Raw genomic sequence first — 15,488 nt, forward strand, 5'->3', positions numbered from 1 at the left:
CCTAGCGCCAGAAGGCCATCCATTCGATCAACTCGCCCAGCTTGCCACCAAGGAAGATGAGCCCCTCCATGCCCTGAAGGTAATAATCCAGGGCAAGGCCGAGAACGATCAGCAGAAATAGCCAGAGCGCGATGCGGTCGGTCATGTCATGGCCCTCCCGGTATGCTCTGCGGCCCGCCCGCATTGGTATAGCGGGGGGCCGCATCTGGCAATATGATCCGCGTCGCAGACTTGGATCAGCCCAGTCGCCCCATCAGCGCCGCGACATCGGCCATGCGGCAGCTGAAGCCCCATTCGTTGTCATACCACGCCAGCACACGAACCAGCTTGCCGCCGACGACCTTGGTCTGCTCGGGCGCAAAGATGCTGCTTTCTTCGGTATGGTTGAAGTCGATGCTGACCTTGGGGGCAGGGTCGTAGGCAAGGATGCCCTTCATCGCGCCTGCCGCTGCCTCGGCGACGATGGCGTTGACGTCCTCTTCGGTCACGGATCTGGAGGCCATGAACGTCAGGTCCACCGCCGAGACGTTGGGTGTGGGCACGCGGATGGCCGAGCCGTCGAGACGGCCCTTGAGCGCGGGCAGCACCTCGGACAGTGCCTTGGCCGCGCCGGTCGACGTCGGTATCATCGACATCGCTGCGGCGCGGGCGCGGTAGAGATCCTTGTGACGGCGGTCGAGCGTGGGCTGATCGCCGGTATAGGCGTGGATCGTCGTCATGATCCCGCTCTCGATGCCGATGCCCTCATGCAGAACCTTGGCAAGCGGGGCGAGGCAATTGGTGGTGCAGGAGCCATTGGAAATCATGCGCTCGCCGGCCAGCAGTTCCCCATCGTTGACGCCCATCACCACGGTGCGGTCCACATTCTTGCCGGGCGCAGATAGCAGAACCTTGCCCGCGCCGCGCTCGAGGTGCTTTTTGGCTTTTTCGCCATCGTTGAAATTGCCGGTGCATTCCAGCACGACATCGCAACCGTCCCAGTCGAGCTCGTCCATCTCGTAGGTCGAGAACATCTGGATCGCGCCGCGCCCCAGGTCCATCGTGCCATCGCCCGTCGTCACCGTGCCCGGAAAGCGGCCATGCACGCTGTCGAAGCGGATCAGGTGCGCCGCCGTCTCAAGCGGGCCCGTCGCGTTCAGCTTGACCACCTTGATATCCTCGCGGCCCGTCTCGGAGATGTGGGCGAGGGTGGCGCGGCCGATGCGGCCAAATCCGTTGATGCCGACAGTGATGGTCATGGGAAGGGCTCCTTGGCGGTTTTCGGGTGACTTGGGCGCGATATACTGGCCGCGGCGACGTGCCGAAAGACCAAAACGTGCCGGTTTGAGCGTGTTAGCGCTATATCGAAGGATGGGGCTTGCGCCCGGTGCGCGTGTCTCTAGGTTTGCGGCCTTGATGAACGGAGAGTTGAATGAGCGGACTTCTTGCCCTGTTGGACGACGTCGCGGCCATTGCCAAGGTGGCGGCGGCCTCGGTTGATGATGTCGTCGGGCAGGCCGCCAAGGCGGGGGCCAAGGCCGCTGGCGCGGCTATCGACGATGCCGCAGTGACGCCAAAATACGTGACAGGCTTTGATGCGTCGCGCGAACTGCCGATCATCTGGCGCATCGCGCGCGGCTCTTTGCTCAACAAGCTGATATTTCTCGTGCCGGCGGGGCTGGCGCTGAGTGCCTTCGCGCCTTGGGTCGTCATGCCACTCTTGATGCTGGGGGGCTGTTATCTTTGCTTTGAGGGCGCCGAGAAGGTGGCCCATGCACTGGGCTGGGTGCATCACAAGAAAAGCCACACCAAGGATTTGACGGACGATCCCGCACATCTGGAAGAGCAAAAGGTCAAGGGTGCGATCAAGACCGATTTCATCCTGTCGGCAGAAATCATGACCATCGCGCTGGCGGCGATCCCGCCCACCGGATTCTGGATGCAGGCGGCGATCCTTGCAACCGTGGCCGTGATGATTACCGTGGCGGTCTATGGCGCGGTCGCGGTGATCGTGAAGGCCGATGATCTGGGCCTCTGGTTGGCGGCGAATGGGCACTTTGGCGTGACGCGGGCAGTGGGCCGGGGGATTGTTGCGATCATGCCCAAGGTGCTGGCACTGCTGATGATTGTCGGCACGGCGGCAATGCTATGGGTGGGTGGCAACATCATTCTGCACGGGACGTCCGAACTGGGCGCGCCGTGGCTCTATGACAAGATCCATCACCTTGCCGACATGGCCACATACAGTGTTCAGCAAGGGCGCGCCGCTGCCGAATGGGCGCTGATCGCGGCAATGGACGGGGTCTTTGGCCTGGCGCTGGGGCTGGTTCTGATCCCCATCGGGACCAAGATCATAACGCCGATCTGGCAAAAGGTCCGGAAGCTCAACCCTGTGGTTTGAGAGACGGTCTGTGCGCTGGGGCGCTACGCGTCCCCGATAACAGACACGCGCAAGCCGCCAGAGGATTGCGTGCGTGGATCGGCATTAGGGATTGGCGCCAAGGTCCATGCCGCCAAGTGAATAGTGGCCCTATCCGTCCGACTCAAAAGATCGCAAGACCAAGGGCAAGACTGTCGGAAAAAACAGCCTTGCCCATCATCGCATCACAGCAGCGATTTCACCTTGGCCGCGACCGCCTCGGCGGTGATGCCGAACTTCTCATATAGCTCTTCGGCGGGGGCTGACGCGCCGAAGCTGTCCATGCCGACGAATCCCGACTTGGCTGCCCGGCCGCGCTCGCCGCTCAGCCATTTGTCCCAGCCTTGGCTGACTGCGGCCTCGACGGCCACGCGCACCGGACCTGCGGGCAGGACACGTTTGCGCACCGCCTCGTCCTGCGCCTCGAACAGCTCCATGCAGGGCATCGAGACGACACGCGTGCCGATCCCCTCGGCTTGCAGGATTTCGCGCGCCTTCATGGCGATTTCGACTTCGGAGCCTGTGGCCATGATGATCGCACTGCGCTTGCCCTCGGCGTCGGCCAGAACGTAGGCGCCCTGCGCGGTGAGGTTCTTGTTCTTGTGCTCGGTCCGCAGGGTCGGCACGTTCTGGCGCGTCAGCGACAGGACAGACGGCGTCTCCTTGGAGGTCAGCGCCAGTTCCCACGCCTCGGCGGTTTCGACCGTATCACAGGGGCGGAACACCCAGGTGTTCGGCGTCGCGCGGCTGATCGCCAGATGCTCGACCGGCTGGTGCGTCGGGCCATCCTCGCCCAGACCGATGCTGTCATGGGTCATGACAAAGACGGTCGGGATGCGCATCAGCGCGGCAAGGCGCATCGCGGGGCGGGCATAGTCGGTAAAGCACATGAAGGTGCCGCCATAGGGCCGGATGCCGCCGTGCAGGGCCATGCCGTTCATCGCGGCGGCCATGCCATGCTCGCGGATGCCCCAATAGACATAGCGGCCCTTGCGGCTGTCGGTGTCGAAAACGCCCAGGTCGCCGGTTTTCGTATTGTTCGACCCGGTCAGATCAGCCGAGCCGCCGACCGTCTCGGGCATGATCGGATTGACCACTTCCAGCACCATTTCGCTGGATTTGCGCGTGGCCACCTTGGGCGCCTCTTCGCTGATCTGCTTCTTGATCGCCTTGATGCGTGCGCTCAGCGTCTTGGGTGCGTCGCGGTTCAGCGCGCGGTTGAATTCCTTCTGCCGGCGCTCGGACGCCTCGGCAAACCGGCCTTCCCATGCCTCGCGAGTGCTGCGTCCGCGCGCGCCGATCGCCTCCCAAGCCTTCTTCACGTCGCCCGGCACCTCGAAGGGGCCGGTGGTCCAGCCGTAGGCGGCCTTGGCCTGCGCCATCTGGTCCTCGTCGGTCAGCGCGCCGTGGCCCTTGGACGTGTCCTGCGCCGCGTGCCCGAGGGCGATGTGCGTCTTGCAGGCGATCATGCTGGGCTTCTTGGATGTCTTGGCCTTGGTGATGGCCGCGTCGATATCGGCGGGATCATGGCCGTCCACTTCGATCACCTGCCAGTTCGCTGCGCGGAAGCGTTTGACCTGATCGGTGCGGTCCGACAGCGAGACCTTGCCGTCGATCGTGATGTCGTTGTTGTCCCAAAAGACGATCAGCTTGCCCAAGGCGTGACGGCCCGCGAGGGTGATCGCCTCTTGGCTGATCCCCTCCATCAGGCAGCCGTCGCCCGCGATGACGTAGGTATGGTGATCGACCAGCTTGCGACCGTGGCGCGCGCGCAGCATCTCTTCTGCCATGGCGAAGCCGACGGAATTGGCGATGCCCTGACCCAGCGGGCCTGTCGTTGTCTCGATGCCCTTGGCATGGCCGTATTCGGGATGGCCCGCCGTGATCGCGCCCCACTGGCGGAAATTCTTGATCTGCTCCAGCGTCATGTCCGCATAGCCGGTCAGATGCAGCAGCGAATAAAGCAGCATCGAGCCGTGACCCGCACTGAGGATGAAGCGGTCGCGATCTGGCCAATCGGGCGCGGCGGCGTCGAATTTCAGATGCTTTTCATATAGCACGGTTGCGACATCGGCCATACCCATCGGCATCCCCGAATGGCCCGAATTGGCGGCGTGGACCGCGTCCAGCGTCAGGGCGCGAATTGCGGTCGCTTTGGACCAGTGATCGGGATTGGCTTGGGCGAGGGCATTGAGATCCACGGCAGCGGTATCCTTGTGAAAGGGGCGTTTTCTGCCCGCCTCAATAGCAGCCCGGCCCCGAAGTTCAAGCGCCGCCATATGAGCCTGCGTTGGCTCTGCGACCCGTCGCGCAAGGGGGGAAGCCTTTTTGCCAGCCTTTCGCTAGACTTGGCTCAAAGCAGGCAGCAAAATGATTCGGCACAGCCCGCATCAAGCTGAGCAGACAGACAAGAAGGATTATCAGGCGATGAGCGATATCGACGCGATGCAAAGCCGCATCATGGCGGCGCTGGACCGGATCGGGCAGGGGCTGGACGATATGGGCGGACCTGCCGCCGCGCCGCGGACCGACAGCGAGGTGGATCAGCTGCGCCAACAGGTCGAGGACGAACGGCTCGCCAATGCCCAATTGGAAGAGCGCGTCAAACAGTTAAGTGCCCGCGCCCGCGAGGCCGAAGAGGAGCTGGCCCAGATCAAGCAGTCCGCCAGCGAGGCCAAGGCAGAGGAAGACGCGCGCGCCAAGACGCTCAAGGCGATAAACGGCGATCTGCAATCGCTGCGCCACGCCAATCAGCAATTGCGCGAAAACAACAGCAAGCTGCGCGAGGCCAATGCCAAGGGCGTGGCCGAGCCGCATCTGATCAACAAGGCCATGATGGCTGAACTGGACGGCCTGCGCGCCAGCCGCGCGGCCGACCGCTCCGAGATGGACGCCATTCTGGGCGAGCTGGCCCGCATCGGGGCAGGGGCCGACGGCGCCCAAGGCACCGGCAGGGAGGATGCATGATGCCCGAGGTCGATATTGAAATCGGTGGCCGGACGTTTCAGGTGTCCTGCCAGGAGGGCGAAGAGCATTTCCTGCACTCCGCCGCCAAGATGCTGGATGACGAGGCATCGGTGCTGGCCGCGCAGATTGGCCGGATCCCCGAGGCCCGGATGCTGCTGATGGCGGGTCTCATGCTGGCCGACAAGACGGCCGGTTTGCAGGACAAGCTGGCCGAGATGACCGATGTTCTGGCCGAGCGGGACGCCGAATTGGCAGGCCTGCGCGACGCGCCGCCGCCTGCGCCCGAGCGGGTGGAGGTGCCAGTGGTGCCGTCATCCGTTACCGACACGCTGGCCGAGATTGCCGCGCGCGCCGAGGCGTTGGCCGAAACGGTGGACGGCAAGAAAGTGGGCTGAGAAAACGGCGCGTCCGGGCGCGCGTCTGGCGGCGGGCCGCCGGGGCCCGCTTTTTTCCTGCCGCAAGTGCAGAACATAGCTCGAACATCACTTTTACTTGGGCGCGAAGCGCGCTAGGGTTGATGCTATGAGCAGCTTTGATGAATCGGACGCTTTCGAGAGCGCATCCCTGTCGTCCCGCGCGATGGCCGCGCGGCCCCAGCCCTATCTTGAGGGGCTGAACCCCGAGCAGCGGCTGGCGGTCGAGACGATGGACGGCCCCGTCCTGATGCTGGCTGGCGCGGGCACGGGCAAGACCAAGGCGTTGACGACGCGTATCGTGCACCTTTTGAATACCGGGCGCGCGCGCCCGAACGAGGTGCTGGCCGTCACCTTTACCAACAAGGCCGCGCGCGAGATGAAAACCCGCGTCGGGGCGCTGTTGGGGCAATCCATCGAGGGGATGCCATGGCTGGGCACATTCCACTCGATCTGCGTCAAGCTCTTGCGCCGCCATGCGGAGCTGATCGGCGCGTCTGAGGGCGGGCGCGAGGTCACTCTCAAGTCGAATTTCACCATTCTGGATACAGACGACCAGCTTCGCCTGCTCAAGCAGTTGGTGCAGGCCGCCGGCATCGACGACAAGCGTTGGCCCGCGCGGCAGCTGGCCGGTGTCATCGACAATTGGAAGAACCGCGCCTGGACGCCGTCCAGCGTACCCGCCGCCGAGGCGAGCGCCTACAATGGCAAGGCCGTCGCGCTCTACAAGCAGTATCAGCGCCGCCTGATCGAGTTGAATGCCGTGGATTTCGGTGACCTGCTGTTGCATGTCGTCACCATTTTTCAGACGCACGACGATATTCTGGCGCAGTATCAGCGCTGGTTCAAATACATCCTCGTGGACGAGTATCAGGATACGAACGTCGCGCAGTATCTTTGGCTGCGCCTTCTTGCGCGCGGGCACAGAAACATCTGCTGCGTTGGCGATGACGACCAGTCCATTTACGGCTGGCGCGGTGCGGAAGTGGGCAACATCCTGAGGTTCGAGACGGATTTTCCCGGCGCGCATGTTGTCCGGCTGGAGCAGAATTACCGCTCCACCCCTCATATTCTGGCCGCTGCGTCGGGCGTGATCGCGGGCAATGAGGGCCGGCTCGGCAAGGAGCTTTGGACCGAAGCCAAGGAGGGCGAAAAGGTCCGCCTGATCGGCCATTGGGACGGCGAGGAAGAGGCGCGCTGGATCGGTGAGGAAATCGAGGCGATGCAGCGCGGCACCCGTGGCCAGCGCCCCTACGGTCTGGACGCCATGGCCATCCTCGTGCGCGCCTCGCACCAGATGCGCGCCTTCGAGGACCGCTTTCTGACCATCGGGCTGCCATACCGCGTCATCGGCGGACCGCGCTTTTACGAGCGGATGGAGATCCGCGACGCGATGGCCTATTTCCGCGTCGTGACCAGCCCCTCGGACGATCTGGCGTTCGAGCGGATCGTGAACACGCCCAAGCGCGGACTGGGCGACAAGGCGCAACAAAAGATGCAGGTCACGGCGCGCGAGAACGGCGTGCCATTGATTGAGGGCGCGCGCATTCTTGTTGCCGAAAAGGGCCTGACGGGCAAGGGCGCGCGCGAGCTGTCGCTCTTGCTGGACGGCCTTGCGCGCTGGGGCCGCATGGCCGGGGACGCGACTGTCAGCCATATCGAGCTGGCCGAGATCATCCTCGATGAGAGCGGCTATACCGAGATGTGGCAGAGCGACAAGACGCCCGAGGCGCCCGGACGGCTCGAAAACCTCAAGGAGCTGGTCAAGGCGTTGGAGAATTTCGAAAACCTCACCGGCTTTCTCGAGCATGTCAGCCTCATCATGGACAACGAATCCGAGAATGAGGGCGAAAAGGTTAGCATCATGACACTGCACGCGGCCAAGGGGCTGGAGTTTCCCGCCGTGTTCCTGCCGGGGTGGGAGGATGGTCTTTTCCCGTCGCAGCGCTCGATGGACGAAAGCGGCCTCAAGGGCGTCGAAGAGGAGCGCCGCCTTGCCTATGTCGGCATCACGCGGGCCGAGGAGGTCTGCACGATTTCCTTTGCGGGCAACCGGCGCGTCTTTGGCCAGTGGCAATCGTCGCTGCCGTCGCGCTTTATCGACGAGTTGCCCGAGGACCACGTGGACGTGCTGACGCCGCCGGGCCTTTATGGCGGCGGTTATGGCGCGGCCGGGATGGGCGGCTCGATGGGCGGTGTGCAGAACAGCATCGACGCCCGTGTCGCCGATGCCAACGTCTATAACTCCCCCGGCTGGAAGCGGATGCAGGCCCGCTCGGGCCAGCGCCCGACGGCCCAGCCGCGCGAATCGACCTCGCCGGTGATCGACATGGCTGCCGCCTCATCTCACACTGTGGGCGAGCGGGTGTTTCATCAGAAATTCGGCTATGGCGAGATCATCGGCCTTGAGGGTGACAAGCTTGAGATCGCCTTTGACAAGGCCGGCACGAAGAAAGTCGTCGCGCGCTTTGTCAGCAGCCCCGATGACGTGCCGTTCTAGCGCGGTATGGCCCTGCTTCTTCTTGCTGAAAATATCCCCGCCGGAGGCTAAAATCTCTTTTGGTATCCGGGCCGCTATCAGGCGTTGTGCGGCGCATTCAAATCCGTCACAATAAAGGTTCCAAGGTGCCGTGCGAGACGCGCGGAGAATTGGGAAGCCGGTGCAATTCCGGCACTGCCCCCGCAACGGTAAGGGTGGGCGATACGGCATGAAACCACTGGGCGCGATCGCTTGGGAAGGATGCCGGATCATGGGCCATGCGGCCCGGCCCCTCAAAGTCCGGAAACCAGCCTTGGACAAGAGGTCAAACCGCGTGGGGCGGTGCGGGCGCCAGTCGCGGGGCCGGGAATGGCCCCGATTTCTTGGCCCATTGCACCTCTCGCGCCCCAATCGGCCCGGGGTGCGGCCAAGGAGAAGACAACAGATGAGCGTGACACAGATCCTCAACGGGCTGGAGCGGAGCGATGCCGTCGGCCCGGATGCCGACGCGGTGGCGCGGCAAGGCTTTCTTGAATGGGCCTTTGCCCTGCCGGGCGCTGCGACGCCCGAGGCCGCACGCGCCGCGCTGGACGCAGCGCCCGGCGAGGTGCAAAGCCCCGCAGCGCAGGCCTTTCTGGTCATTCTGAGCCAAGCCACGATACATGTGCCGGCGCCCGCGCGGCGCGGGCGCGCGGCGCGGTTTCACTGAGTGTGCACACGCTCTCGGAGGGTGCCGTAGAGAGCGGAGATGGCAAAGAGGATCGCGCTGACGCAGACGATCGTCGGCCCCGTGGGCGTGTCGAGCATGTAGGATGCCCGTAGGCCCGTCCAGGCGGCTGTCACCGCAAGCGCCGAGGCGATGACGGCCATCGCCTCGGGCGTCCGGGCAAAGGGGCGGGCNGCGTGTCGAGCATGTAGGATGCCCGTAGGCCCGTCCAGGCGGCTGTCACCGCAAGCGCCGAGGCGATGACGGCCATCGCCTCGGGCGTCCGGGCAAAGGGGCGGGCCGTGGCCGCCGGGATGATCAGGAGTGCAGTAATCAGCAGGGCGCCCACGACCTTGATCGCGACCGCGACGACGATGGCAAGGGCGACGGTCAGGATCAGTTCCTCGCGTTTGGGGTCTATGCCATCGGCGCGCGCCAGATCCGGGTCCAGTGTTACCGTCAGGAGCGCTGACCAGCGCCAGCAAACCAGCGCCAGCACGATCGCCGCGCCGCCCCAGATGATGCCCAGATCACCGCGCGACACAGACAGGATGTCGCCAAAGAGAAAGGCCATGATGTCGATGCGCACCCCTTGCAGGAAGGACACCCCGACAAGGCCGAAGGCCAGCGCGGAGTGGGCCAGCACCCCCAGCACCGTGTCGATGCCGCGCCCGCGCCCCGACAGGGCAGTGACAAGCGTGGCCATCGCCAGTGCCACCACCAGCGCCCCCGCAAAGATCGGCACGGACAAGGCGAGCGAGAGCGAAACGCCTAGGATTGCGGCATGGGCCGTGGCATCGCCGAAATAGGCCATACGGCGCCAGACCACAAAGCAGCCCAGCGGCGCGGCGGCCAAGGCCGTGCCGGTCCCGGCCAGCGCCGCGCGGGTCATGAAATCATCCAGCATCTATGCGTCTTCTTTCACCGGCAGCGCGGCGTGGTCGCGGCCGCAATCGTCCCCGTGGACATGGTCATGGTGGTGCCGGTAAAGGGCCAGCGCGCCTTGTGTGCCCTCGCCGAAGAGGGCGCGGTAGACGGGCGCTTCGGCGACGACTTCGGGCGTGCCTTCGCAGCAGACATGACCGTTGAGGCAGATGACGCGGTCGGACGCGCTCATCACGACGTGCAGGTCATGGCTGACCATCAGGACGGCGCAGCCGGTCTCGCGGCGCACATCCTCGATCCGCCGGTAGAATGCGGCGGCGCCTGGCTGATCGAGGCCGGCAGCGCCCTCATCCAGCATCAGAAGGTCGGGTTTGCTGAGAAGCGCACGGGCCAGCAGCACCCGCTGGAATTGCCCGCCCGACAGATCCGCCATGGGATGCCGGCCGATGTCCGGCACGCCCGCGCGCTCCAGCGCGGCACGCGTCTCGGCCCGCGTGACCCGGCGCGGAAGGCCGAGAAAGCGCGCGACGGTAATCGGCAAACCGGCGTCCAACACAAGGCGCTGAGGCACATAGCCAAGACGCAGCCCGGCCGCTTGCACGACGCGCCCGGCGCTTGGCCGCACACCGCCCAGAAGCGCGCGCAGAAAGGTGGATTTGCCCGACCCATTCGGACCGACGATGGTGACGATCTCGCCGCGGGCGATGGTGAAATCGACACGGTCGAGCACGGTGGTGCCGCCGTGCCGCACGCTGAGGCCGGTGGTCTGGATCAGTGGTGCGCTCATGCCGGGGCACCTGCGGCATCGCCCGCGCGGCACCCCGAGCAGAGCCCGAGCGCCTCGCGCACCGTGCGCTCGATTGTGAACCCTGCATCATCGGCCGCGCGCGCCAATTCGCCTGCGCCGGGGTCGGTATCGGCCTCGACCACGCGCTTGCAGCTGCGGCAGATCAGGAAGGCGGGCGCATGGCTTTGCCCGGTGTGCATGCAGGCGATAAACGCATTGAGGTGCTCGATTCGGTGCGCCAGACCGTGCGATACCAGAAAATCGAGTGCGCGGTAGGCCACGGGCGGCTGGGCGCCAAGCCCCTCGGCGCGCAGCACCTCAAGAATGTCATACGCGCCGAGGGCCTTGTGCTCGCCCAGCAGGATCTCGAGCACGCGGCGGCGCACCGGCGTGAATTGAAGCCCTTCGGCGGCACATTGCCGTTCGGCCATCTTGAGGCCCGATGAAATGCATCCGGCATGGTCGTGCGCGTGGAAGGGATCTATTGTCATGGCGGTGTCCTTTGCGGCGCGCGGCCTAGGGTCCAAAAGATGAGGGCTTGATATGTTATACTATACCATATACCGCTGCGTGAATTGTTACATAGTTACATGAGGCTGAAATGTCCACGCAAAGATTAAGGTCAACCGTTATGGCGGTGTCTGCCGTTTTCGCCAGCGCCAGTGCGGTTGCTGCAGAGGTGCCGCGCGTTGTCACGGATATTGCCCCGGTGCACGCATTGGTCGCGCGCGTCATGGAAGGGGTGGGTGAGCCCGAGCAGATCGTGCGCTCTGGCGCGTCGCCGCATGGGTATGCGCTGCGCCCCTCCGAGGCCGACGCGCTGGCGAATGCGGATGCGGTGTTCTGGATCGGTCCCGAACTGACCCCGTGGCTCGAGCGGACGATCGAGACGGTCGCGCCCGATGCCGAGGTGACGGCATTGCTGCACGCGCCGGGCAGCATGGTCATGGACTTTCGCGAGGGCCCGCGCTTTGACCACGGGGGCGAAGGTCACGACGGGCATTCAGATGAGGCGCATGTTGCCGAGGCAGACGACGATGAGCACGGCCACGGCCACAAAGAAGACCACGGTCATGAGCATGACCGCGACGATGATCACGCCCATGACCATGGCGCAGAGGAGGCTTCGGGACATGGCCACGGGCATGAAGGGCATGACCATTCCGGCGAGGACCCACATGCGTGGCTCGACCCGGACAACGCCAAGGCGTGGTTGCGCGTGATGGCTGAAACGCTGGGCCGCCTCGACCCTGCCAATGCGGAGACCTACGCCGCCAATGCCGAAGACGGGCGCGCCGAGATTGATGCAATGGAAGACGAGGTCACCGCGACACTGGCGCCGCTGAAGGGCGCGCGCTTTGTCGTCTTTCATGACGCCTACCACTATTTCGAGCATCATTTTGGCCTGCCCGCCGCCGGTGCCATCGCCGAGGGTGATGCCGCAGACCCCGGGCCTGCGCGCATCGAAGAGGTGCGCGAGCTGATCCGCGACCTGAACGTGACCTGCGTTCTGTCGGAGCCCGCGTTCAACCCGGACTTCGTGCGCACGGTCATCGAGGGAAGCGACGCGCGCTCGGGTGTCATTGATCCGCTTGGCGGGGATATCGAGCCGGGTCCGGACTTTTACCCGGCGCTGATGCGGGACGTGACGGCACGTTTGGCGACATGCGCAGGTTAAGCGCCCTTATTCTGGTCCTTGCGCTCGCCCTGCCGGGCGGGCGCGCATTTGCGCATCCGCATGTCTTTATCGACGCGGCGCTGTCGCTGATTTTCGACGATGAGGGCAGGCTGGCCGCGCTGCGCATTGGCTGGTCGTATGATGAGTTCTATTCGCTTGTGATGATCGAGGACAATGGCCTTGACGCGGATGGCGACGGCACACCCGAACCGGCGCAGCTCGAAGCCTTTGCCGGGCGAGATGTCGACTGGGCGGCGGGATTTCCCGGTGACGTGACGGCGGCGCTGGGCGGCACCGAGATTGCGCTGGATGGTCCGGTGCAGCACCGCGCCTACTATGAGAGTGGCCGCATCGTGACGACGCACGTGCGCCCGCTCACCACGCCGGTGGCACTGGACGGCGTGCTGACCGCGCGCGTGTATGACCCCACCTTCTTCGTGGCCTATGAGGTGCCGGCGCTGCCGACTGTCGAAGGACGCGAGGGCTGCACAGTGACGCGCAAGGCCGCCGATACGGAGAGCGCCTATGAAACCTACGGAGACAAGCTGGCCTCGGTTGATGTCGGTGAAGACCCGTTTGCCGAGGTCGATCTGGGCGATATCGGAATTCTCTTTGCAGATACGTTTGAGGTGACATGCTCCGCGCCTTCCTGATCTTGTCGCTGATTGGTGGGGCCATCGCCGCGCTTTTGTGGAGCGGAACGGATGCAGCCGTGGCGCGCTGGGCCGCCGGGTGGCAGCGCGAGTTTCAGAACGGCCTCGCCGGTGCCCTGCGGGCGCTGCGCGCCGGGGACGCGGGCGCATTCGCTTGGCTGATGGGGCTCGCCTTCGCATATGGTGTCGTTCATGCGGCGGGGCCGGGCCATGGCAAGCTGCTGATCGGCGGATATGGCATGGCAGCGCGCGTGCCCGCCATGCGCCTGTCGCTGATCGCGCTGGCCTCATCCATGGGGCAGGCGGTGACGGCAATCGCGCTGGTCTATGGCGGGATGCTGGTGCTGGGATATACGCGCGCACAGCTGACGGGCCTTGCCGAAGGGGTCATGTCCAGCGCTTCGGCAGTGGCGATCGGTCTGATCGGGCTGTGGTTGATCCTGCGGGGCGCTCGCAGGCTGGCGCGGCGCGGTCATCAGGGCGCGGGCCATGAGGACGCGGGCCATGACGCGGACTGCGGGTGCGGCCATCGCCATGCCCCGACCGCGCGGGAGGTCGCGCGCACCCATGGGGTTCGCAGCACGCTGGCCCTGATCGGCGCGGTGGCGATACGGCCCTGCACTGGCGCGTTGCTCTTGCTGGTGCTGACGTGGCAGATGGGTATCCCGATGGCGGGAATCGCAGGCACCTTGGCGATGGCGCTTGGCACCGGGGCGGTGACGGTTGCCGTCGCTGTGATCGCGGCCCTCGCGCGCGAGGGCGCCTTGGGCGCGCGCGCAGATGACAGTGCGGCGGGCGGGGCGCTCTTGCGCGTTATGCCCGTGATGGAAATCACCGCAGGCGGGGCGGTCGCCCTGATATCGTTGCAGATGCTGGCGTGGATTTGACCGAAACTCGCGGAACTGGCTGCTGCAATAGGCGGCGGAAGTACACCCAAAATCAGACCGTCTTGGGGGCGCATTTTGGCGCGTGGTTCCGACAGTGACTATCAAGATTATTTATGAGGGTCATCTGAATATACTCCAACCCGATTTAGATTACTGCCACACATCAGCTCCGGATCACGCATCATCGGTTGGCCTTGGCGCCTTTATATCCCGCCACCTCAATAGCCGAGACGAATTGATTTATCGGGGGCGACCCTCGGTCAGATGTACTGAAATCAGTGGCATTGGACAGCAAGCCAACGGGCGCGCGCGTTGCGGCGATAAATCGCCCGACGTCGCGGTAGCTGGCAAGCGGTGAGCTTGGTTTGACAGCCTCTTCACGAGGTCCATCGCAGCAGTCGACGTCATATGAGGGTGCGTCGTCGCGCGAACGCCTGCGAGTGATGAGGTTTATGTGTTACCACCCGAATAGTTCGGTATAGTTATGTTACATAAAGCGACCACAAAGGAACCGACGATGCTGAGACTTTCCATTCTCCTCACCGCTGTACTGGCACTTACCGCCTGCGAGACCACCAAAGGGGCGGGACGCGATTTGCAAAACGCGGGTCAGGCTCTGGATAACGCTATCTAAGCGCAAGGCAACGCGCCCGCTCGGTTTCGCAGCCGCCTTGTCCCGCTGTTGGAAACTCTTGGTGCGCGTTGTCGGTAGGGATAGATACGCCGCAAAGAAATTGCTTCCGACACAATGATCAAAAACAAGGTGCTCTCATCTAGGTACGGTAAGTCGACGATTATCCCGTCTCACGCTCATCGCGGCAACTCTTCTGATGACCCCTGAGGCATCAGCACAGGGGTAGTTTTCCAATGGTCAATGCGCAATTGTGTCGCCTCGCGCCAAACTACAGACGACCAAGGCAGGCAGCGCAGCCCGAACGGATTGGGCACGGCGATGCGAGGCTGGTGTGACGCGGCAGGACTACAGAATTGCAGCAGCCACGGCTTGCGGAAGGCTTGCGCCAGACGCTTGATTGAGGCTGGTGCAACACCGCACGAGATGATGGCTGTTACTGGGCACAAGACACTTGCCAAGGCTCAGCGTTACTCAGAAGCCTTTGATCGAAGTACGGCAGCAGATCGTGCAATGCAACGGACGTGACCGCTAACTCAAGCCTCAACGTAATAGCAAGTGGAGGTCAAAGTTGGCCGGAACACGTTGCAAGTGACGCCACCCACGTTGACTAACGCTAAAGAGTGGTTAGCCATTTAAGTGTATAAGCGCATGTTTTCAAAAGACGTATTGGCGGAATGGTAGGCCCGGCAGGACTCGAACCCGCAACCAAAGCGTTATGAGCGACGAGCTCTGTTGCTAATCGCTTTGTTTCTTGCTCATGTAGAGTTGTCCGACACAAAAAAAATGGCATCAAACGCAGTTTACCTCATTGTTTTCAGTTCAATGAACCGCGATCACATCCGCATAACGCTTTGCTCTCGCCATTTGTCATCTGCGAACATGCGAGATAAAGAAGGTCCCTTCTCGTTCCGTGTGGGTAGTCGGGCGCACCGGTGCTTGAGCCGCTCCCATATTTCGTGCCTTCGGTAGGCGCGTCCGACGCGGAGACCTCAGCCATCGCA

The 15,488-nt window shown here is 63.9% G+C and carries 16 protein-coding genes, 1 pseudogene and 1 riboswitch; of the genes and pseudogenes, 10 read left to right on the forward strand and 7 right to left on the reverse strand.

Annotation, left to right across the window (positions count from 1 at the left end; all coding sequences use genetic code 11):
* Nucleotide 1: 1 nt before the first annotated feature.
* Together V8352_RS08970 and gap are read right to left on the reverse strand one after the other, a co-directional pair.
* Nucleotides 2-145, reverse strand: a complete 144-nt coding sequence (locus V8352_RS08970) for a hypothetical protein (protein ID WP_336423938.1) — start codon at nt 143-145, stop codon at nt 2-4.
* Between the two features lie 91 nt (nt 146-236).
* Nucleotides 237-1,238: a type I glyceraldehyde-3-phosphate dehydrogenase gene (gene gap / locus V8352_RS08975; protein ID WP_336423939.1), complete on the reverse strand. Its 1,002-nt coding sequence runs from the start codon at nt 1,236-1,238 to the stop codon at nt 237-239.
* A 173-nt stretch (nt 1,239-1,411) separates the two neighbouring features.
* Between gap and V8352_RS08980 the strand changes: the two genes are divergently transcribed.
* Nucleotides 1,412-2,380, forward strand: coding sequence for a DUF808 domain-containing protein (locus V8352_RS08980; protein WP_336423940.1), 969 nt, complete (start codon nt 1,412-1,414; stop codon nt 2,378-2,380).
* Nucleotides 2,381-2,583: 203 nt separating this feature from the next.
* On the opposite strand, the gene tkt is transcribed toward V8352_RS08980, so the two are convergent.
* Entirely contained in the window at nt 2,584-4,599 is a 2,016-nt protein-coding gene (tkt, locus tag V8352_RS08985; protein ID WP_336423941.1) for a transketolase, read from the reverse strand.
* 226 nt (nt 4,600-4,825) lie between these two features.
* On the opposite strand from tkt, the gene V8352_RS08990 reads away from it, so the two are divergent.
* The 4 genes from V8352_RS08990 (at nt 4,826) to V8352_RS09005 (ending at nt 8,966) form a co-directional block, all read left to right on the forward strand.
* Nucleotides 4,826-5,365 (forward strand): hypothetical protein, encoded by a 540-nt coding sequence (locus V8352_RS08990; protein ID WP_336423942.1) that lies wholly within the window; start codon nt 4,826-4,828, stop codon nt 5,363-5,365.
* Nucleotides 5,365-5,760 (forward strand): cell division protein ZapA, encoded by a 396-nt coding sequence (locus tag V8352_RS08995; protein WP_336423943.1) that lies wholly within the window; start codon nt 5,365-5,367, stop codon nt 5,758-5,760. Before V8352_RS08990 ends, V8352_RS08995 begins: the two co-directional genes overlap by 1 nt.
* Before the next feature lie 127 nt (nt 5,761-5,887).
* On the forward strand, nt 5,888-8,278 hold the full coding sequence (locus V8352_RS09000; RefSeq protein ID WP_336423944.1) for an ATP-dependent helicase: 2,391 nt from the start codon (nt 5,888-5,890) through the stop codon (nt 8,276-8,278).
* 106 nt (nt 8,279-8,384) lie between these two features.
* Nucleotides 8,385-8,587, forward strand: a riboswitch (cobalamin riboswitch).
* A gap of 115 nt (nt 8,588-8,702) precedes the next feature.
* Nucleotides 8,703-8,966, forward strand: coding sequence for a hypothetical protein (locus tag V8352_RS09005; RefSeq protein WP_336423945.1), 264 nt, complete (start codon nt 8,703-8,705; stop codon nt 8,964-8,966).
* Here the strand turns inward: V8352_RS09005 and V8352_RS09010 are convergent.
* The 4 genes and pseudogenes from V8352_RS09010 to V8352_RS09025 form a co-directional block, all read right to left on the reverse strand.
* Complete coding sequence (locus tag V8352_RS09010; RefSeq protein ID WP_336423946.1) at nt 8,960-9,127, reverse strand: metal ABC transporter permease; 168 nt, start codon at nt 9,125-9,127, stop codon at nt 8,960-8,962. The two genes, V8352_RS09005 and V8352_RS09010, sit on opposite strands and share 7 nt — an antisense overlap.
* A gap of 20 nt (nt 9,128-9,147) precedes the next feature.
* A pseudogene (locus tag V8352_RS09015) lies at nt 9,148-9,870 on the reverse strand (iron chelate uptake ABC transporter family permease subunit); the annotation flags it as partial.
* On the reverse strand, nt 9,871-10,635 hold the full coding sequence (locus V8352_RS09020; protein WP_336423948.1) for a metal ABC transporter ATP-binding protein: 765 nt from the start codon (nt 10,633-10,635) through the stop codon (nt 9,871-9,873).
* On the reverse strand, nt 10,632-11,126 hold the full coding sequence (locus V8352_RS09025) for a Fur family transcriptional regulator (RefSeq protein WP_336423949.1): 495 nt from the start codon (nt 11,124-11,126) through the stop codon (nt 10,632-10,634). Before V8352_RS09025 ends, V8352_RS09020 begins: the two co-directional genes overlap by 4 nt.
* 140 nt (nt 11,127-11,266) lie before the next feature.
* Here V8352_RS09025 and V8352_RS09030 point away from each other — a divergent pair, with 140 nt between their 5' ends.
* The 5 genes from V8352_RS09030 to V8352_RS21950 all read left to right on the forward strand — a co-directional run bounded on the left by V8352_RS09030 (nt 11,267) and on the right by V8352_RS21950 (nt 15,012).
* A complete protein-coding gene (locus tag V8352_RS09030) occupies nt 11,267-12,313 on the forward strand; it encodes a zinc ABC transporter substrate-binding protein (protein ID WP_336423950.1) in 1,047 nt (348 codons plus the stop codon).
* Complete coding sequence (locus V8352_RS09035) at nt 12,301-12,966, forward strand: DUF1007 family protein (RefSeq protein ID WP_336423951.1); 666 nt, start codon at nt 12,301-12,303, stop codon at nt 12,964-12,966. Before V8352_RS09030 ends, V8352_RS09035 begins: the two co-directional genes overlap by 13 nt.
* Nucleotides 12,948-13,853, forward strand: a complete 906-nt coding sequence (locus tag V8352_RS09040; RefSeq protein ID WP_336423952.1) for a nickel/cobalt transporter — start codon at nt 12,948-12,950, stop codon at nt 13,851-13,853. The genes V8352_RS09035 and V8352_RS09040 overlap by 19 nt, the downstream gene beginning before the upstream one ends.
* 517 nt (nt 13,854-14,370) lie before the next feature.
* The gene (locus tag V8352_RS09045) at nt 14,371-14,487 is read left to right on the forward strand and encodes an entericidin A/B family lipoprotein (RefSeq protein ID WP_336423953.1); all 117 of its coding nucleotides are present in this window, start codon (nt 14,371-14,373) and stop codon (nt 14,485-14,487) included.
* 240 nt (nt 14,488-14,727) lie between these two features.
* Complete coding sequence (locus V8352_RS21950; protein ID WP_442970993.1) at nt 14,728-15,012, forward strand: tyrosine-type recombinase/integrase; 285 nt, start codon at nt 14,728-14,730, stop codon at nt 15,010-15,012.
* Nucleotides 15,013-15,488: the final 476 nt, after the last annotated feature.

Source organism: Roseovarius sp. D0-M9, from assembly GCF_037083805.1.
In the GTDB taxonomy this organism is placed as follows: Bacteria; Pseudomonadota; Alphaproteobacteria; order Rhodobacterales; family Rhodobacteraceae; genus Roseovarius.

Coding starts and splice junctions, on each gene's coding strand:
- V8352_RS08970 (WP_336423938.1), bottom strand. CDS start 145: ATGACCGACCGCATCGCGCTCTGGCTATTTCTGCTGATCGTTCTCGGC.
- gap (WP_336423939.1), bottom strand. CDS start 1,238: ATGACCATCACTGTCGGCATCAACGGATTTGGCCGCATCGGCCGCGCC.
- V8352_RS08980 (WP_336423940.1), top strand. CDS start 1,412: ATGAGCGGACTTCTTGCCCTGTTGGACGACGTCGCGGCCATTGCCAAG.
- V8352_RS08990 (WP_336423942.1), top strand. CDS start 4,826: ATGAGCGATATCGACGCGATGCAAAGCCGCATCATGGCGGCGCTGGAC.
- V8352_RS08995 (WP_336423943.1), top strand. CDS start 5,365: ATGCCCGAGGTCGATATTGAAATCGGTGGCCGGACGTTTCAGGTGTCC.
- V8352_RS09000 (WP_336423944.1), top strand. CDS start 5,888: ATGAGCAGCTTTGATGAATCGGACGCTTTCGAGAGCGCATCCCTGTCG.
- V8352_RS09005 (WP_336423945.1), top strand. CDS start 8,703: ATGAGCGTGACACAGATCCTCAACGGGCTGGAGCGGAGCGATGCCGTC.
- V8352_RS09010 (WP_336423946.1), bottom strand. CDS start 9,127: ATGGCCGTCATCGCCTCGGCGCTTGCGGTGACAGCCGCCTGGACGGGC.
- V8352_RS09020 (WP_336423948.1), bottom strand. CDS start 10,635: ATGAGCGCACCACTGATCCAGACCACCGGCCTCAGCGTGCGGCACGGC.
- V8352_RS09025 (WP_336423949.1), bottom strand. CDS start 11,126: ATGACAATAGATCCCTTCCACGCGCACGACCATGCCGGATGCATTTCA.
- V8352_RS09030 (WP_336423950.1), top strand. CDS start 11,267: ATGGCGGTGTCTGCCGTTTTCGCCAGCGCCAGTGCGGTTGCTGCAGAG.
- V8352_RS09035 (WP_336423951.1), top strand. CDS start 12,301: ATGCGCAGGTTAAGCGCCCTTATTCTGGTCCTTGCGCTCGCCCTGCCG.
- V8352_RS09040 (WP_336423952.1), top strand. CDS start 12,948: ATGCTCCGCGCCTTCCTGATCTTGTCGCTGATTGGTGGGGCCATCGCC.
- V8352_RS09045 (WP_336423953.1), top strand. CDS start 14,371: ATGCTGAGACTTTCCATTCTCCTCACCGCTGTACTGGCACTTACCGCC.
- V8352_RS21950 (WP_442970993.1), top strand. CDS start 14,728: ATGCGCAATTGTGTCGCCTCGCGCCAAACTACAGACGACCAAGGCAGG.